Below are 17,409 nucleotides of genomic sequence, written 5' to 3'. Positions count from 1 at the left end.
ATGGCAGACCGTCGAAAGCTCGCCTACGTCGCCCTCGCCGCAGTTGCTGTCGTGGTCCTCAGCGGAGCAGCGACATCCGCGGCAAACAGCGTCGATCTCTACTCGACGAGAACGCTGTGTGCGGAGTTCACGGACACGGTCGGGTTGTACGAAGGCAACAACGTCAGCCTCATGGGCATCGAGATCGGCAGTGTCACCGCGATAGAACCGCTCGGCGATCGAATGCGGGTGACGATGAAGGTCGACGACGACATCGATCTGCCCGATGATGTCGGTGCAGTAACCATGTCCAGCTCGATCGTCACCGATCGGCACGTCGAGCTGACCGGCATACACCGCGACGGTCCCAGTTTTGTTGCTGCACAATGCATCCCACTCGAACGCACCAGGACGCCGATCGGTATCAGCGAGACGTTCGACGCGGTAAACACAGTCGCCGCAGACCTACTCGGTACCAACACCGCATCGGGAACTCCAGCGACACAGCCGGATCCGATCCTTTCGGACACCCTCAACGCACTCGACGCGGCGCTCGTCGACACCGGCCCAACGTTCAATTCATTGCTGCAGCGTTTGTCGACGTTGGTCGGCGATCCGGCGGGTCGCGACGTCACGGTCCGGCGTCTCATCGACAACCTCGACCGCTTGACGACCATGTTCGTCACCAATTGGCCCGATTTCCGCACGCTGCTGGACAATCTCGGGAACGGTCTCGAAACGGTCGACGGCGTTGTCCAGGGTCTCGGCACAGCAATTGCACGGGCGAACGAGCTGCTGCCGGTCGCGGCGAGGACCATCGACAAGTACGACGAGCAGTCGTACACGTTCCTGGACAAAGCGATTCCTTTCGCACACCAATTGCTCAGCCGCGCTGGTGATATCCGAGATCTCCTCGCCTATCTTCCCGAGGCGTCGCGGGATCTGCTCGCAATGTTCGACCCGGTCTCGAATGCCGTTCGCGTGCAATATCTACCACCGCAGATCGAAGTACGCCGCGACGGCCAACAGACTCAGGTCGACCTGCTGACACTGCTTCTCGGTCAGGCGGTGCCGCGATGAAACAGCGCCTGGCACCAACTCTCGCGTTGGTCGCACTCGGCATCGCCGGTTGCGGTTTCAACCCAGCGGAACTGCCGATTCCAGGCACCTACGTGGACGGCGACAAATACTCGGTGCGCGTCGAGTTCTCCAGCGCACTGAACCTTCCCGACAAAGCGAAGGTTGTATCCGAAGGGGCGGAGGTCGGAATAGTAGACAGCGTCGATCTGGTCGGCGATTCCGCAGTGGCAGCGATCGACCTGCAAAGCGCTGTCCGCCTTCCTGTCTCGACGCGTGCAGAGTTGCGCCAAGCGACAATTCTCGGCGAGATCTATGTGTCGCTGCAGCCCCCGGACAATTCGTCGGGACCCTACCTCGCCGACGGTGACACCATTCCCCGAGCGCAGACCGCACCGGCCGACAACATCGAGGATCTACTCAGAGGAATGTCGAGCATCGTGTCCGGTGGGCGGCTCGCGCAATTGCAGGACGTCGTCGATCAGTTCAATTCGGCATTCCCTGCGACGGACGAAGACTTTCAACGGATCTTCGTCGCAGGTCAGAGCGCTCTGCACGACCTGACGGTCAACACAGACGATATCGACAACATTCTGAATTCGGCTGCGTCGATCTCGACCGATCTGGCCGCGAACAAGGAGCGTGTCGACCAGATGCTGCAGTACGGTCCGGCACGTGCAGAAGGACTCAGTGGCGTCGTCTTCGGCGTCGTCGAGTTGATCTTCCGGCTGCGCGACCTTGCACAACCGCTCGGCGACATCCTTGTTCCGATCTCGAGCGACCTCCGCGACGTTATTGCTGTCATCGCACCAGCGCTGGTGACGATAGGAAACGCCGACACGACAGTTCCGATGAATATCGACAAGACCAATCAGTTGTTGCGAGACAAGCTCATTCCCTTCCTCTCGACCACGCCGAACATTCACATCGACGCATCCGCGCAAGCTGATCAACTTATCCAGATCCTCCGTTCGATCGGGGTTGTGAGATGAAGATTCCGGCACCTGTCTCACTTGTCATGCTGCTCGCGATGACGCTGGTGTGTTCGGCCTACATGGCCGTTGCGGTCCTGGACATCGATCCGCGCCGGGTCACGAACACGATCACCGTCCTCGTCGATTCGTCGGGCGGTCTGATGGAGACCTCCGAAGTCGACCTGAGAGGTATGAAAATCGGCCGCGTACAGCAGATTTCGACAACTGCCGACGGCCTTGCGGTGGAGATCGAGGTGGACGCCGCCTACCCGATCCCTGTCGACAGCGAAGTACGGATCGGCAATCTGTCTGCCGCGGGCGAGCAGTACCTCGATTTCCGGCCACCCTCCGCCGACGGACCCTACCTCGACGACGGCGCGATTGTTCCAGCAACGCAGGTGAAGGCCTCCGCGACGGTCAGCGACACGTTGACCAAAATCGATTCGCTGACTGGACAATTGGATGCGGCAACCTTGGAACGGCTGGTGACCACGGTGTCCGTCGGCAACAAGGGGCGCGAGGCCGACATAGCGAACCTGAGCCGGGCAACCATGCTTTTCGCGCAGATGCTGCAGGACAAGAAGGACCCGATCACGCGGCTCTACGTCAACCTGCAGACACTCGGCGACAACTTCGACGGCTATGGCAGTGTGCTCGGTGACACGACGCCTGTGGTCTCGGCCCTGACTCCCAACGGTGTTCAGATCATCCAAGAATTCGAGGAATACTCCCACGTCGCCGAGCACGTCTGGGATCACCCGATCGGACCTCTAGTAGCAAAGATCGGCGAGTATCTCGACATCCTTGCGCCCGATCTTGCGCTGGTTTCGACGGTCGTCAAACCCGCGACATCGCAACTCCGGCCGCTTCGAGTCGATCTCGGCTCGATCATGAACATCCTGCTCACAGTTTTCCCGGACGGTGGTCCGGCGCGTGTCGCAGTGGCAGTGCCCAACAGATGAGGTGAGACGAATGACTGTTACACAAGAGAATCCGACGATCGCCGACGAATCCGACGATGAACCAACGCTCCAACCAGCCCGCGTCAGTAGAAGGACGACGACTCTCGCAGTCGCGTTCACCATTGCAATGGTCGCGATCGTCGCGGTCCTCGGCTGGAAGTGGCACGCGGCCTCCAACGACCTGAATGCCATCACCGCGGAACAGGCCGACCGCGCCGCGGCAGCGCAACTCGCGAACGATTACGTGTTGCGGTCGTTGACCTACGACTACAAGAACCTCGACGGCTTCTTCGCCGGCGTCTCTCAGGATGCATCGAATACGTTGCAGGACAGATATACCCAGGTCCGCGATACCCTCAGTGCGATCATGACCGAGGCACAGGTTGTCGCGTCCGGCAGCATCGCAGCCACGGCTGTCGACTCGTCGGGTACCGATCGCTACATCGTGACCGTCTTCGCGACGCAGAAGACTCAGAACGTGCAGCAGCCTGAGCCTGCGAGTGTGCCGAATCTGCTATCGGTCACCGTCGCCCACATCGACGGCACGTGGCTGGTCGACGATTACGGCCCCAAGGAGAGCTGAGCGTCAGGTCAGTCCACGCCAGGTCGACCGCGGCGGAGCAGGCGGACCAATCCTGTAGCGGGAGGCGAGATTCCGATCGCTGGCGCGGCGAATAACCACGCCCACAGCCAACCCGCGGCGATGCCTGCGTCGTCGATTGTCGCCAGCACTGTGAGCACGAGCTGCGCGATCCAGACCGGACCGATGTAGAGCAGCGCGGCGAACCCGACGGCGACTCCACCCTCCCAGCCCGTAGCCTGCCAGCCCTGCAGCGCCGCGGCCACTTTCGCGTTACCGGCCTGCGTAGCAAGCTCGCGGTCGCGGTCGGTGATCGCCGCTCCCCCGATCCGGAGCAGCTCGACAACCTCGACGACGTCGGCGGCACGGTATCCGGCCCAACGGACGTTCGCCGCCCACCACACCAACATTGCGGTGACTGCGCGGGCCGGGTCGGCACCGAGGTCCAGGAGCGAGTCACGCCGAGCGCGGCGAACACCTGCAGGGCGCCCGATCGTCGGTCACGCAGGTCGTACCAGGGCCACGGGCCATCACCTTTGGCGACGTAATCAGCTATGGCCGTTCGCGATTCCGAGACGATCGATCTGCCGTTGTCGTCGAAGTCGGACCAGAACACGAGTTCGTCACCGTCGCGCGAGACAACCACCGCGGCGTAGATCTCCTGGTATCGGGCCAGTTCTTCCATCTGTCCATCTTGTCCGAGAGCCTCGGCACTTCTCGCAATCCGAACTATCTGGTAATCTACATTATCAAATAGGGCCGACCATAGGACACCACCTTGACTTCACTCAGCCGCATCGCACGCACCGCACGTGTCAACCTGCACTCCATCGGCGTGCTGCAGCGCGCGGGAGTGATCGACCTCAAACGTCCCGGCACCATTGCGAATGCATCGAAGTCGATGCGCGACTACGGCGCGATCGCAGGCGTGGCCAAAGCGTCTGCGAACCGCACACCGAATGCCGTCGCCCTCATCGACGAATCAGGTCCGCTGACGTACGCAGAGCTCGATGCGCGTTCGAATGCGTTGGCGCGCGGCCTGTCCGGGCTCGGAGTCGGAGGAGACTCTGTTGTCGCGTCGCTCAGCCGCGACCACCGCGGCCTGGTCGACACCATGCTCGGGACCGCGAAGGTTGGTGCCAAGCTCGTGCTGTTCAACACAGGCTTCAGCGCCCGACAACTCGCCGATGTTGCTGTCCGCGAGGGCGTCACGGCGATCGTCTACGACCAGGAGTCCACCAACCTTGTCAGCGATCTGCCCGGCGCGATCACGCGTGTGCTCGCGTGGCAGGACGATACGACCCATAAACCGACGACGACCGTCGAGGTCCTGATCGACACCAACGACAGCTCGGACCTCGAACCACCGGCGTCGCAAGGCGGTTTCGTGTTGCTCACCGGCGGCACCACGGGAACGCCGCGCGGTGTGCCACGCCAGGTCAGGTCGCCGTTGGCTGCCGCACAATTTCTCGAACGAGTTCCCCTGCGGCGCAACGGCGTCACCTATCTTGCCGCTCCACTGTTCCACGGCACCGCACTGACGCAGTTCATCATGTCGTTCTCGCTCGGCTGCACCGTCGTGATTGGGCGACGCTTCGATGCCGAGGCGACTGTCGCCGGCGTCGCACACCACCACGCAACCGCGTTGGTCGTTGTTCCGACGATGTTGCGACGAATCCTCGACCTCGGACCCGAAGTCCTTGCGCGCTAAGATACTTCGGCTCTGCGGATCATCTTCAGTGCCGGTTCTGCCCTACCCGCGGCGCTCGGTGACGAAGCAACCCGCGCATTCGGTGACGTGATCTACAACTTTTACGGTTCGACCGAGGTCGGCGTCGCGGCCATCTCGACACCTGCCGATTGGAAGGTCGCACCAGGGACTGTAGGGAAGCCGCCGACCAGCGTCGAGGTTCGGCTCTACGACGAGCAGGACAACCTCGTGACCGAACCGAACGTCAAAGGCACGATCTATGTCGCGAGCATGCTTTCGTTCGAGGAGTACTCCGGCGGCGGCGGCAAGAAAGGCATCGACGGCCTACTGAGCTCTGGCGATGTCGGGCACTGGGATCACGGTGGCCGGTTGTTCATCGACGGTAGGGACGACGACATGATCGTCTCCGGCGGCGAAAACGTGTTCCCGGGCGAGGTGGAGGAACTTCTCTACGCACACCCCGATGTCAGCGAGGCCGCGGTCGTGGCCGTGCCCGACGACGAATTCGGCCAGCGATTGGCAGCGTACGTCGTCCGCAGGGCCGGCTCGAACACCCTCGACTCCGACACTGTCCGCAGTCACGTCAAGGAGAACTTGGCACGGTTCGAGGTGCCGAGGGACGTGCACTTCGTCGACGAATTACCCCGCACCGCAACGGGCAAGTTGCTCCGTCGTGCCCTGGTGGCTCCCCGCGCCTCGTGAGTCTTTTCGGAGGTCAGGCGCGCCGAAAGGACTCACGAGCGGCGAAGCCGCCTATCTCAAACAGGTAGTATCCAATACCGACGGTTCCGTGTACATTCCGAGGTATGTATTCCAAACAGGTAACAGGGCTCGCATCGGCGCCGGCCCCGCAAGCCACCGGCAGCATCACCCAACGGACGGTCCGCAACGGCGACATCGACATTGCCGTGTTCGAGCAGGGCAATCTCGACGGTGAGACCGTTCTGCTACTGCACGGCTGGCCGGATTCGCACCACCTGTGGGACGGGGTGACCCCGCACCTGATCGAGCGATTTCACGTTGTGTCCGTCGACAATCGGGGACACGGAGAATCCACGAACCCGAAAAGCTTTCGCGACTTCAGCCTCTCGGCGATGGCATCGGACTACCTCGCGGTGATCGATGCGGTGAGCCCGGACAAACCGGTGCACGTGCTGGCCCACGACTGGGGCAGCGTCGCGATGTGGGAGGCGGTATGCGAGTCCGGCGCCGAGTCGAAGATTGCGTCGTTCACGTCGGTCTCCGGTCCGAACGCCGAGCATCTGAGCAAATGGGCACGCAACAGGCTGGCCCGCCCCACCCCTAAGAACGTGGGGCTCGTGCTCGCTCAGCTCGGCTCCATCGGCTACATGTTCTTCTTTATGCTGCCCATAGTTCCGAAAGCGGCCTTCGCCGTTGGTATGTCCGAACAACGCTGGCGACAAGGCCTTTCGCAGGCCGAAGGTGCACCGCTCGACGATATTCATCTGGGCCCGACGTTCAAGGACGACATCGGAAGCGGCCTCCGCGTCTACCGTGCCAACGCCGTTCCAGCGCTTGCCCAGCCACGTGAGCGCTTTACCTCGGTGCCCGTCCAGGTCATCATCGGCACCCGCGACCCAGCCGTTCGACAGTCCGGCTACGACGACGAGCTCAAGTGGGCAGCCTCGGTGTGGCGCCGCGTCGTGAAGGGCGGGCATTGGCTCCCCTTCTCCCATCCGGAGTTGTTGGCAACAGCGACAACCGAACTGATCGACGCCGTCTCAGGCAAGACGCCTGCTCGCGCCCTGCGACGTGCCGAGATGGGTAGGCAGCGGCGTGCGTTCGAGGATCAGTTGCTGGTGATCACCGGCGGCGGCTCCGGCATCGGCCGGGAGACCGCGCTCGCATTCGCACGTGACGGCGCCGAGGTAGTGCTGTCCGACATCAACCTCGCGTCAGCGAAGGAGACCGCGGCGCTGATTGCCGAGGGTGGTGGGACAGCCCATGCCTACCAACTCGATGTCTCCGACGAGACGGCGGTAAACGCCCACGCCGACCAGGTGATAGAGCGGCACGGCGTTCCCGACATACTCGTCAACAACGCAGGCATCGGCCAGGCAGGCCAGTTCTTCGACACTCCTGCCGCCGAATTCAAGCGCGTGCTGGATATCAACCTGTACGGAGTTATCAACGGCAGCAGAGCTTTCGGCTCCAAGATGGCCGCCCGCGGCCTCGGCGGTCATATCGTCAACCTGTCGAGCATGGCCGCCTATTCACCTCAGCAGGGCTTCTCCGCCTACTCGACCAGTAAGTCTGCGGTCTTTATGTTCTCCGACTGCCTCCGTGCGGAACTTGCTTCCGCCGATATCGGCGTCAGCACGATCTGTCCCGGCATCGTTCATACGAACATCGTTGCTACGACGACCTTCTCCGGTGTCTCGAAGGAGGACGAAGCCAAGAAGCAAGAGCGTTTCGACCGCCTGTACAAGATGCGAAGGTACGGCCCCGAGAAGGTCGCGAAGCAGATCGTCAAGGCAGTCCGGAAGAACAAATCGATCGTCCCGGTCACACCCGAAGCGCATTTGCAGTACCACGCAAGTAGGTTGATGCCCGCGATCGGACGATTCGCTGCAACGCGAACCGACATCACCAGCTAGCACAGACGGAAATAGTGTTGGTTTACTCCCGGATTCCGGGAGGAAACCAACACTATTTCGCTGGGTTCAATCCTGATCGAACGCGATGTGCACTCCATCAGCCTCCGGAACGGTCTGGCACGCCAACGTCAACCCGCGGTCGAGTTCCTCGTCGATCAGAGATTCGTTGAGCAACATACGAGTTCGTCCACTGCGGACCGAGCACACGCACGTCCCACAGGCTGACTCCCGGCACACGTACGGCACGTCGAGCCCCTTGGCGAGCAACACATCGAGTAACGGCTCGTTCTTCGGCCAATCGATGTCGTAAGTCTCGCCTTCGAATTCGATTGTCGCGGTGTGAGCTCCGGGTGCGGCGGTGCGGCCGGCCTTGGGTGACGACGCCACCCTGACCTCGGGTTCGGCAAACGGATCCACCTCCAACGAGCGGTACTCCTCGTTGCGGATTCGCGATGGCGGGACAGCCAACTGCGCAAGAGCTGTGCGCGTGGTAGCCGTGAAACCCGCTGGCCCGCAAATATATACGTCACGGTTGGCAAAGGGGCGAGCGAGCGCGGCGATGTCCGCACTTCCCGGCAGACCCTGATCTTCTTCCATCCAGTCGACAATCGTCAGCCTGCCTGGGAAGCTCGCCGCCAACTCGTCCAACACCCAGGCGAAGATCACCGACTCCCGGTCACGGTTCGCATAGAACAGCGCGACGTCGCCGGACCCCGCCGTCAAGATGGATTTCGCAATCGACACGACCGGGGTGATTCCGCTACCCGCAGCACACAGCAATACGTCGGCATCGAGAGAACGTGGGACGAACGAGCCGGACGGTTCCAATACGGTGAGAACGGTGTCGACGGCGACGTTGTCACATATCCAGTTGGACGCGTATCCGCCCGCCGTGCGTTTCACGGTGACCGCCGGCCTGTCTTCGCTGTGTGGACTGCTGGACAACGAGTAGCACCGCGCGACGGACCCGCCGCGGCCCTCCTGCTCGCTCGGGATTCGCAGCGTCAGAAACTGTCCGGGTGAATAGATGAACTTCGCCTGAACAGCCTGGGGCACATCGAGGACGAGGGTGACGGCATCGGCGGTCTCCTTGATCACCTCGAACACGGTGACCTGATGTGCACGGGCATTCATCCTGCCGCTCCCGCCCAATCCGGCACGGCTACGCGTGCTTTCGTGGCCATCCCGAGTAACTGTGCCGTGACTTCTTCGCGCCGCTCGTAGGGCAGATAGTGTCCGGAATCGCGGAAGATCAATACCCTGCTGCCCGCGACGTGCTGCCCGATGATGCGAGCGTGCTCGACTGTCGTCAGACGGTCTCGCGAGCCGGTCATGACCACCACTTCCAGACCGTCGAACGCCGAGAGAACGGAGTGTCGATCATGGTCCAGAATCGAGCCGCCGAGCGCTGCGACACTACGGGGATTCGCCTGTGCCGCTTGTAGAACCGCCCGGTCCATGTCATGTCGCCGGGGCCGGGCACCGAACAGTCCGCGTCGTGTTCCCTGCCGCGCAAGGAACAGCGGCCTGCTCGGCAGCTTCACCCGGGCCGAGATCGCGAGCACCGCCGCCGCCAAGCGTTGATAGCCCGGCAGAGTTCGGTACTGCCCCAACAGATTTCCCGCAGCGGTAGAGACGAATGCAACCCCGACCGCCCGCTCCGCAACCAACCGTGGATGCCGCTCGGCGAGCGCCATCATCGTCATGCCACCCATCGAGTGTCCACCGAAGACGATCGGTCCGACCGGAACGACCGCATCGACGAGAGCCGCGAGGTCGTCTGCCAGAAGCTCCAGCGATGCAACCGTTTTCGCTGACTTACCGTGCCCACGATGGTCGTATGCGATCACACGAAGGGTCGGGTCTGCCGCAATCAAAAGTTCTGCAACGTCTTCCCAACCCTGACTCGACAACGTCCAACCGTGGGCAAGGACGATCGTGACATCAGGTTGGGGCGAACCCCATTCGGTGACATGGAGCCACGCGTCGTCGGGACGCGGAAACCGATACTCCGTCCGCTGCGCGATCCGCGCTATCTTGCTCATCGGCTGCTTCCGATCGGCACGCTCGTCGGCTTGGCTTCGCGCTTGTCGGGCGGCGACGCGAAGCGATTCAAGACGCGCGTGCCCACCTTCTCCATCGTCTCGATCGAGAAGGGTTGCGCAATACGCCGGTTGATTCCCGGCGCGATCCTGAGCATGAAGTAGCCGAGCCAGGCTTCGGTTCGAACCGGAACGACGGCAAGGTCGAACCGAACAGCTCGAACAGCAGCCCGCGCAACGAGATCGGGACTCATGGGAGAGAAAGGAAGCCGCTCGGCGAACTCCTGAATCTGCTTGCTGATCTGTTTTCCGCGTTCGACGAGCTCGCTGTCGACACCGACCGTGATCGAGTTCTGTCCGATGTTGGTATTGATTACGCCGGGGCAGATGGCGCTGACGCCGATGCCTTTGGGGCCGAACTCGAGTCGTAGGCACTCTGTCAGCATTTTCACGCCAGCTTTGGACACCGAGTACGGCGACATGACCGGAGTGGGTGTGAACGCCGCGGCCGAAGCGATGTTCACGATGTGGCCGCCTTCGCCACGCTCGATCATCTGCGAACCGAATACTCGGCAGCCGTGGACGACACCCATGAGGTTGACGCTGAGCTGACGGTCCCAGTCGGCCGGCGTGAGATCGAGGAATGCACCGCCGACCAGCATGCCCGCGTTGTTCACCAACACGTCCACTACGCCGTGGTCGGCAAGAACGTCTCTGGCGAAGGTTTCCCACTCGTCCGGCTTGGTGACATCCAGCCTGGACGCGGACGCGGTATGGCCCTGCGCCCGAATCATCGCGGTCGTTGCCAGCGCTGCATCGAGGTCGAGATCGGAAACGATCACGTGGGCGCCATTTTTGGCAAACCTGATCGCGGTCGCGCGACCGATGCCACTGCCCGCTCCGGTCACAACTACCAATGTCGGTCTCAAACCATTGATCTTCACACCGTCTCCTTGGCTGCCACCGAGCGGTCGAGCGATTCGGCGGCCGCGACGCCGTACTGGTATACGTCGAGGTCGTAATGTCGGTTTTCCCAGTACATTTCGCCGTGTGTCGACGGCCGGAACGGCGAATCCCCCTTGTCGTCGATGTAATAGGTGTTGGACCCTGCGCAGGTCGGCGTGAACAGAAAGTTGCGTTCCTGCCGCTTCAGGCATTTCTGGAAGTAGTCGTCGTGGACGTCCTGCCGAATTTCACACGTCGTCGCGCCGCGGCGTTTCGTCTCGGCGATCGCGCGGCTCAGATGCGCTGCTGTCGCTTCGATCATCCACAGGTACGAGCCGAGAACGAACCCGTACGGACCCGTGATCGTGAAGATGTTCGGGAAGCCCGGCATCGAAACACCCTGGTACGCCTGGTATCTGTTCGTATCCCAGAATTCTTCGAGATCCTTGCCATCGCGTCCGACGACGGGGAACGGTGGCACCGCGCCTTTTTCCCACAGCTTGAAACCGGTCGCGCAGATCAGGACGTCGGTTTCGTGTTCGACGCCGTCGGCAGTCACCACCCCGTTTTCGGTGATGCGGTCGATCGAGTCGGTCACCAAACTGACGTCGGGTCGGTTGAAGGTCTTCAGATAGTCGTTCGACATCGACGGTCGCTTGCAGCCGAGCCCATAGGTATGGATGAGCTTTTCGCGAACGACCGGATCGTCGACCTGGCTGCGCATCCACTTCCGCGCCGGACCCTCCAACATCTTTCGCGTCGAATCGACCATCCAGCTCGGTCCGGTGAGCATTCCGCTCATAGCGAGCTCGGTAGCGACTGTGCCGATGAGCCTGACTGCCGACCGAATTCGTTTGCGCTCCATGATTTGTCGGCCGACGGAACCGACCTCGGCGTCGCGCTTCTTGAACACCCAGATAGGAGTCCGCTGGAAGACGGTGAGGTGACCGACCTCGTCGGCGATGGCAGGCACCAATTGCAGCGATGTGGCGCCGGTTCCGATCACCGCCACCCGTTTGCCGGCCAGCGCCACGTCGTGATCACACAGCGCGGTGTGCATCAGCGTGCCACCGAAGCTGTCGAGTCCGGGTATCGCCGGCATTTTCGGCCGCTCCAGGCCGCCGATCGCCATAGCGATGTAGCGACCGGTGATCTCGCCGCCGCCGTCGGTCGCGAGCCGCCAGACTCCGTTGTATTCGTCGTACACCGCGGACGTGACATTTGTGTTCAGCCGCAACTTGTCTCGCAACCCGTACTTGTCGACGACGTCGTCCGCATAGTCCTTCAGTTCGCTACCTGGAGCGAAGACACGCGACCAGTTGCCACGCTGCTCGAAGGAGAAGCTGTAGATGAACGACGGGATGTCCACCGCGACACCGGGATAGGTATTGGCGTGCCACGTGCCGCCGACCTGATCCCATTCGTCGAGGATGACGAAGTCGTGAATACCCTGGCGTTGCAACGCGATGCCGGTACCGATACCGCCGAATCCCGCGCCGATGACGACAACTTCGTAGTCGGGGATGCGTCGCTGCGCTGTGGGTGCAGGCTCGACGTCTGTGGTTGTGCTCATGGGTTTCCGTCCTGCCCGAGGGCCTATTTGACGCGATCTTGGAGGACGCCGTCGGTACCGAACAGCTCCCGTTGCCACTTCTCGAGGACCTCGTTGGTATCGATGTCGTCTGGATGGAACCCCGGCTTCAGATATTTGCGCAGGTCTGCCATCAACCCGCGGACCAAGGGCCCGCGATAGACGTCGACAGCCTGTCGAGTGACCGTGATCGGTCGCCACGCGCTGGGATCGGTCAATATCGACGCCAACACCCCTGCCGACACGAACGGGATGGTGAAGAAGTACATAAACGCCATGACGCCGATGCGCACCGACTCCGGGCCACCGACCGCGCGATAGACATCGAACGCGACGGACTTGTGCTCCAGCTCTTCCATGGCATGCCAGTTCAGCAAATGCCACGTCTCGGGATCACCCGGAATCGATTGCAGCTCTTCGCTCGACAGCAATCGCTCCCCGACAGTCGCGGTGTAGTGCTCGGCCGCGGCGGTCAACGCAAGGTGAACGTAGCCCGGCAGTACGTTCTCCCCTCGGACCAACCATTTCTGGCGCCTGCTCTCCGGTCCGAACATCAGGAGGCGAACCATCGGATATCCGACCTCGACGAGTTGTTCGTTGAGTTGCCGGTGTTCGTGGCCGTGCACCGCCTCCTGGCCGATGAACCCGGCGACCCGCTTCTTCAACACCGGGTCGGTGACCTGATCGGAGAACCGTCGAACCGAGCGGATGAAAGATTCCTCGCCGGGCGGAAAGCTGGCCGACAGCATCGCGGCCAGGTGACTCCAGACGATGTGACCTTCGACGAAATGATGATGCATGGGTTCGGGTTGACCGAACCGGAATCTCATTCGTCGCACCTTCGGGTACGGGCGGGACTGGACATGTTCGGTCGAAACCACTCCGTTGTGGTGTGAAACCATGACTATTCCTAAGTTGTAGCGATGGAATCTATTTGAGGTGATCGACGAGGACACCCTCGGTGCCGAAGAGTTCCTTCTGCCAGCGCTCGAGCAGTTCGTTGGATTCGATATCGTCCGGGTGGAAGCCGCGGCGAAGGTACTTGGCCAGTTCTGGCATCAGGCCTTTGAACATCGGGCCGCGGAACAACGCGTACGCCTCCCGTGCCCGTCTTACGGGACTGCGACGGGCATACGGGTCCCGTGCAAGCGACACCGTCAAAGAGGTGAATGTGAGCGGAATCGTCAGCGCGAGCACAGCCGCCATCACTGCGATACGCATTCGCTCGGATCCGCCGACTGCTCGGTACACGTCGAACGCCACCGACTTGTGTTCCAGTTCCTCCAAGGCGTGCCAATTCAGCAGATTCCACATTTCCGGTTCGCCTGGAATTGCCTGGACCTCGTCATTGGACAGCACGCGCTCGGCGAGAACGGCAGTGTAATGCTCCGCGGCAGCGGTCATCGCCAGATGCAGCCGGTCCGGGATGCGATCCTCGAACCGAATCTGCCTCTGCTTCACCGAGTCTCGGTCGAACCATTCGATCGGGTAGCCCAACTCGACGAGTTGCTGGTTCAGGCGGCGATGCTCCTGTCCGTGCATCGCTTCCTGCCCGATGAACCCTGCGACCCGCTTCTTCAACACCGGGTCGGTGATCTGATCGGCAAACCGTCGGACAGAGCGGATGAACGACTCCTCCCCTGGCGGGAACGATGCCGAAAGTCCGGCCACGAAGTGGTTGAACACCGGATCGTTGTTGACGAAGTACTTGGCGGCCGCACTTTCCTCGCCAAAACGAAAGCGAATTCGCCTCGTCTTCGGGTAGGCAGCAGGCGGTGTCGACGTTGTCACCATGAACGTGGCCTTTCCTCGAACAGTAAGTATCTAGTACTACGAGTTCGTACTAAACGAGGCTAAGTCCACAGTGAAGGTTTGGCAAGTGCTCGAGACCTAGAGGTTTACGCGCGCGGCTCAGAACGGACGCGGAGACTACGACCGAGCGGACCGGCCAACTCAAGCGAGCCGGAACGCTCTGTCAGTCAAAGAGATTCGGTACGACGGAGAGTTCCTCGTCGGGATCGAGAACGACACCGCGGGATGCGGCCGATGCAGACAGTGCGCCCCACACGATGACAGTCAACTCGTCGACGAGAGCATCCTTCTCGATGGTCGGCGTATTCAACCAGCGGAGCACGCTCAGCGCCACGGCGCCGAGTATCGCATCGACCAAGTACTCCATGTTGTCACCGTTTCCGCCCCGCATCCGGATGATGGAGCCGAGCATGGCGACGGTTGCATCCGCCGGCGCCATCCCACGCTCCAGCAAATCCGTCGCCGAATGGGAGCCGGAAAACTGCGAATTGACCACGAAGCGAAACACATTCGGCCGTTCAACGACCAGATCGACATAGGCGCGAAGGCCAGATCGAACTGCTTCGAGGGCGGCTCCGGCAACAACCAGGTGCGGCGTCAACCGTTCCAGCACCAGTTCCTGAACCCGTTCGCTGACGCCTTCGAACAATTCTTCCTTGTCACGAAAGAAGCGATACAACTTTGGGCGCGGAATTCCAGCGGTGCCGATGATGTCATCGATGGACAGGTCCGGCCCGAACTCGTCGATGGCACGCAAGGTCGACTCGATCAGATCAGCCTTCACGCCGGCCCGATGTTCGCGCCATCGGTCCGTCCGGGCGTCACCCTTCAATTCGGGTAGGCGCCCTCGCGCGGAAGTACTGTCCTTCGCCACTCGTCGCACTCTAGTTCACACGCAGTCCATCCGAAGACGGTGTCGAGCGGCCACGGACAATCAGAGCGCGTACAGCGGCACGAACGTGCACGGAACAGGCTGGCGCTGCTCGGCTGTCCCCAAAGCGTTCCCGATCATCGCGACGGCCGTCGGTGAGTACGGCTGCGCAAAGTGCTGCGAGAAGTCGGTGGGGCAAGCCTGGTTGATGTACTCGATGCTTGCGTTGGTCGCTCCTGCCGGCGGAGTCAGTCCACCGTAGAGACCGACCTCGTCGGCGATGTCGGTGATCTGCGTGTACGTGATCGATGGGGTGAGATGGTCGGTCGCGAGACCGAGTGCGTAGGGGTTGATGAAATTGAACGGGATGGGCGGAACGACGCCGTTGTTTTCGATCACGTCGAACACACTCTGCGGGATGGTGTTTCGTGCAATTGCGGCGACGTCCACGGGCAGGCCGGTCGCCTTGTACGGCGAGGAGAGCAACACCATCTTGTCGAGGATGTCAGCGCCGCCGAGTTGTTCGATGAAGTACCGCGACACCAAACCACCCTGCGAATGACCGACCATGTCGATCCTCGCGGCGCCTGTTGCCTGTCGCACCCGTGCGACGAGATCGGCAACCTCACGAGCGGAACTGGCCACTGGGTCGAGGCCGATGATCCCCGGCGGCACGTTGTAGATCTTGCGTCCGTAATTGATCGTGTAGACGCAATAGCCCTGGTTGTAGAGGTACGGCGCCAATGCTGTCCAGTTCACCGCAGCAGACAGGAAGGTCGAACCAACCAGAACGACGGGATTCGGATGCGCTTCCGACGGCGTGCATTCGTAGTCGTCGGCGCCTGGCACCTTCCCGTTCCAGTCGTTGATTGCGACCGTTCCGAAGGCGTAGCCGTTCCCGTACGGAACGGGCAGCGGATCGGACGCGGGCAGAGGTTTCGCAGACGCCCCGGCTGCCGAAACGACGAGCCACGACATCGCGACCAAGAGTACGGTCGCGAACCGTCCGATACCTGCAGAGCTGAACCCCGGCACAGCAACTCCTTCACTTCTTTGTGAAGTCCGATTACAACACGATGCCTTGTTTACAACAAGACATCGTTTCCAGAGCGGATCGCTTCCGGGTCCACCGACATTATCTGACTGATGTGTCAGCCGGTAATTCGGTTGATGCAGACTACGAGCGCTTCCTGCGTACCGCCGCAAACAATCTTTACGAACTACTCGATGCAAATCCCGACCTGACCACCGTCGTGGTTCGCAACGGCACGATCGACGAGGCGATCACTGCCCGAATGCTCGGCCTGCTGGACGGCTTCACAGTCACGCTCTCCATGTTCGTCCAACGTGGACTCTCAGACGGCATCCTCGATCCCGACCTCGACGCGGACTCCGTAGCCCACATCCTGACGGGCTATGCGATCGGTGGACTCCTCCGCGGTGTACGCGGAGACGTCACGGCATCCGAACGCGAACGCTACGTCGATACTGCGATAACAATGGTTCGGAAGTTCGCGGTGTCGCCGACCGTGACCTCGGCCTGAAGGTCAAGGCTGGCCTCGCCCAACCGAATCGGTTGCTTCAGACGGTGAGACCCGCCGTGACCATGTGTGTGATTTCTTCGCAAATATCGTCGAGTGTCACTGCTGCTCCGGCAATTTCATCGGCAAGTGCGAGTTCCTGTGCCAAGGAGTTCACTGCACCGATCACTGCTATCGCGAACAGGCGATACTCCCTGTCCTTGGCCTCACCGCGTTCAACGGCACTGGTCGCCTCGTACACGACCACTGCGGCAATACGCTCACGCCACCCCCTGCGCCACTCTTCGACAACGGGGCTCACCCCGACGACCTCGACGTAGCAGACCCGCGCAGAACGCCTATCGCGGCACGTCACCGCGAGGTAGGCGCGGAAGGCGTGGCTGATCCTGATCGACATCGGTTCGCCCTGAGTCGCCGCCAAAGCTTCGAGACTGGATTCGGTCGCCTTGGAAGTCAGATCTTCGACCAGCGCGATGAGCAATTTCTCGCGACTCCCGATGTCCTCGTAGAAGCTGCGGGTAGAGACATTCGCGGTGGAGCAAAGCTGCTCGATCGATGTAGCCGAAAAGCCCTTGGTGCCAAACAATTCGAGTGCTGCGTCCACCAATCTACGGCGCCGCTCGTCGCCACGTTCGGCAGCGGAACGTCCACCGTAGACGCGACGTTCCGCCGCGTTGGACTCAGAAGTTGGCACGAGGACGATCGT

16 protein-coding genes and 1 pseudogene are annotated in these 17,409 nt (G+C 61.6%); 7 read left to right on the top strand and 10 right to left on the bottom strand.

Going from position 1 to position 17,409, the window contains the following annotated elements; translation table 11 throughout:
* Genes ACHIRB_RS12320 through ACHIRB_RS12305 form a run of 4 tightly spaced genes read left to right on the top strand, consistent with a single transcriptional unit; the run spans position 1 to position 3,575 of the window.
* Positions 1-1,059: an MCE family protein gene (locus ACHIRB_RS12320; protein ID WP_395124008.1), complete on the top strand. Its 1,059-nt coding sequence runs from the start codon at positions 1-3 to the stop codon at positions 1,057-1,059.
* Positions 1,056-2,048 (top strand): MlaD family protein, encoded by a 993-nt coding sequence (locus tag ACHIRB_RS12315; protein ID WP_395124007.1) that lies wholly within the window; start codon positions 1,056-1,058, stop codon positions 2,046-2,048. Before ACHIRB_RS12320 ends, ACHIRB_RS12315 begins: the two co-directional genes overlap by 4 nt.
* A complete protein-coding gene (locus ACHIRB_RS12310) occupies positions 2,045-2,992 on the top strand; it encodes an MlaD family protein (protein WP_395124006.1) in 948 nt (315 codons plus the stop codon). Before ACHIRB_RS12315 ends, ACHIRB_RS12310 begins: the two co-directional genes overlap by 4 nt.
* Positions 2,993-3,002: 10 nt before the next feature.
* Complete coding sequence (locus tag ACHIRB_RS12305) at positions 3,003-3,575, top strand: hypothetical protein (protein ID WP_395124005.1); 573 nt, start codon at positions 3,003-3,005, stop codon at positions 3,573-3,575.
* 8 nt (positions 3,576-3,583) lie between these two features.
* Here the strand turns inward: ACHIRB_RS12305 and ACHIRB_RS12300 are convergent, their stop codons facing one another.
* The gene (locus ACHIRB_RS12300) at positions 3,584-3,982 is read right to left on the bottom strand and encodes a hypothetical protein (protein WP_395124004.1); all 399 of its coding nucleotides are present in this window, start codon (positions 3,980-3,982) and stop codon (positions 3,584-3,586) included.
* A gap of 368 nt (positions 3,983-4,350) precedes the next feature.
* On the opposite strand from ACHIRB_RS12300, the pseudogene ACHIRB_RS12295 reads away from it, so the two are divergent.
* Both ACHIRB_RS12295 and ACHIRB_RS12290 read left to right on the top strand, forming a co-directional pair.
* Positions 4,351-5,985: pseudogene (locus tag ACHIRB_RS12295) on the top strand (AMP-binding protein).
* Between the two features lie 104 nt (positions 5,986-6,089).
* The gene (locus tag ACHIRB_RS12290; RefSeq protein WP_395124003.1) at positions 6,090-7,901 is read left to right on the top strand and encodes an SDR family oxidoreductase; all 1,812 of its coding nucleotides are present in this window, start codon (positions 6,090-6,092) and stop codon (positions 7,899-7,901) included.
* Between the two features lie 66 nt (positions 7,902-7,967).
* Here the strand turns inward: ACHIRB_RS12290 and ACHIRB_RS12285 are convergent, their stop codons facing one another.
* The 8 genes from ACHIRB_RS12285 to ACHIRB_RS12250 form a co-directional block, all read right to left on the bottom strand.
* Positions 7,968-9,035 carry a 2Fe-2S iron-sulfur cluster-binding protein gene (locus tag ACHIRB_RS12285; protein ID WP_395124002.1) on the bottom strand — a complete coding sequence of 356 codons (1,068 nt, stop codon included), beginning with the start codon at positions 9,033-9,035 and terminating at the stop codon, positions 7,968-7,970.
* Positions 9,032-9,946: an alpha/beta fold hydrolase gene (locus ACHIRB_RS12280; protein ID WP_395124001.1), complete on the bottom strand. Its 915-nt coding sequence runs from the start codon at positions 9,944-9,946 to the stop codon at positions 9,032-9,034. The genes ACHIRB_RS12285 and ACHIRB_RS12280 overlap by 4 nt, the downstream gene beginning before the upstream one ends.
* Positions 9,943-10,887 (bottom strand): SDR family NAD(P)-dependent oxidoreductase, encoded by a 945-nt coding sequence (locus ACHIRB_RS12275; protein ID WP_395124000.1) that lies wholly within the window; start codon positions 10,885-10,887, stop codon positions 9,943-9,945. Before ACHIRB_RS12275 ends, ACHIRB_RS12280 begins: the two co-directional genes overlap by 4 nt.
* Positions 10,884-12,461 (bottom strand): flavin-containing monooxygenase, encoded by a 1,578-nt coding sequence (locus ACHIRB_RS12270; protein ID WP_395123999.1) that lies wholly within the window; start codon positions 12,459-12,461, stop codon positions 10,884-10,886. Before ACHIRB_RS12270 ends, ACHIRB_RS12275 begins: the two co-directional genes overlap by 4 nt.
* Before the next feature lie 23 nt (positions 12,462-12,484).
* Complete coding sequence (locus ACHIRB_RS12265; protein WP_395123997.1) at positions 12,485-13,381, bottom strand: metal-dependent hydrolase; 897 nt, start codon at positions 13,379-13,381, stop codon at positions 12,485-12,487.
* Between the two features lie 28 nt (positions 13,382-13,409).
* Positions 13,410-14,273, bottom strand: coding sequence for a metal-dependent hydrolase (locus tag ACHIRB_RS12260; protein ID WP_395123996.1), 864 nt, complete (start codon positions 14,271-14,273; stop codon positions 13,410-13,412).
* Between the two features lie 181 nt (positions 14,274-14,454).
* Positions 14,455-15,165, bottom strand: a complete 711-nt coding sequence (locus ACHIRB_RS12255; protein ID WP_395123995.1) for a TetR/AcrR family transcriptional regulator — start codon at positions 15,163-15,165, stop codon at positions 14,455-14,457.
* Positions 15,166-15,225: 60 nt separating this feature from the next.
* Positions 15,226-16,197: an esterase/lipase family protein gene (locus ACHIRB_RS12250; protein ID WP_395123994.1), complete on the bottom strand. Its 972-nt coding sequence runs from the start codon at positions 16,195-16,197 to the stop codon at positions 15,226-15,228.
* 113 nt (positions 16,198-16,310) lie between these two features.
* Here ACHIRB_RS12250 and ACHIRB_RS12245 point away from each other — a divergent pair, with 113 nt between their 5' ends.
* Entirely contained in the window at positions 16,311-16,706 is a 396-nt protein-coding gene (locus ACHIRB_RS12245; RefSeq protein WP_395123993.1) for a hypothetical protein, read from the top strand.
* A gap of 37 nt (positions 16,707-16,743) precedes the next feature.
* Here ACHIRB_RS12245 and ACHIRB_RS12240 read toward each other — a convergent pair whose 3' ends face one another.
* Positions 16,744-17,397, bottom strand: coding sequence for a TetR/AcrR family transcriptional regulator (locus ACHIRB_RS12240; protein WP_395123992.1), 654 nt, complete (start codon positions 17,395-17,397; stop codon positions 16,744-16,746).
* Positions 17,398-17,409: the final 12 nt, after the last annotated feature.

It is taken from the genome of Antrihabitans spumae, assembly GCF_043944905.1.
Classification (GTDB): domain Bacteria; phylum Actinomycetota; class Actinomycetes; order Mycobacteriales; family Mycobacteriaceae; genus Antrihabitans; species Antrihabitans spumae.
Note: the sequence above shows the minus strand (reverse complement) of the source record. Positions and strands in the feature narration are given on the sequence as shown.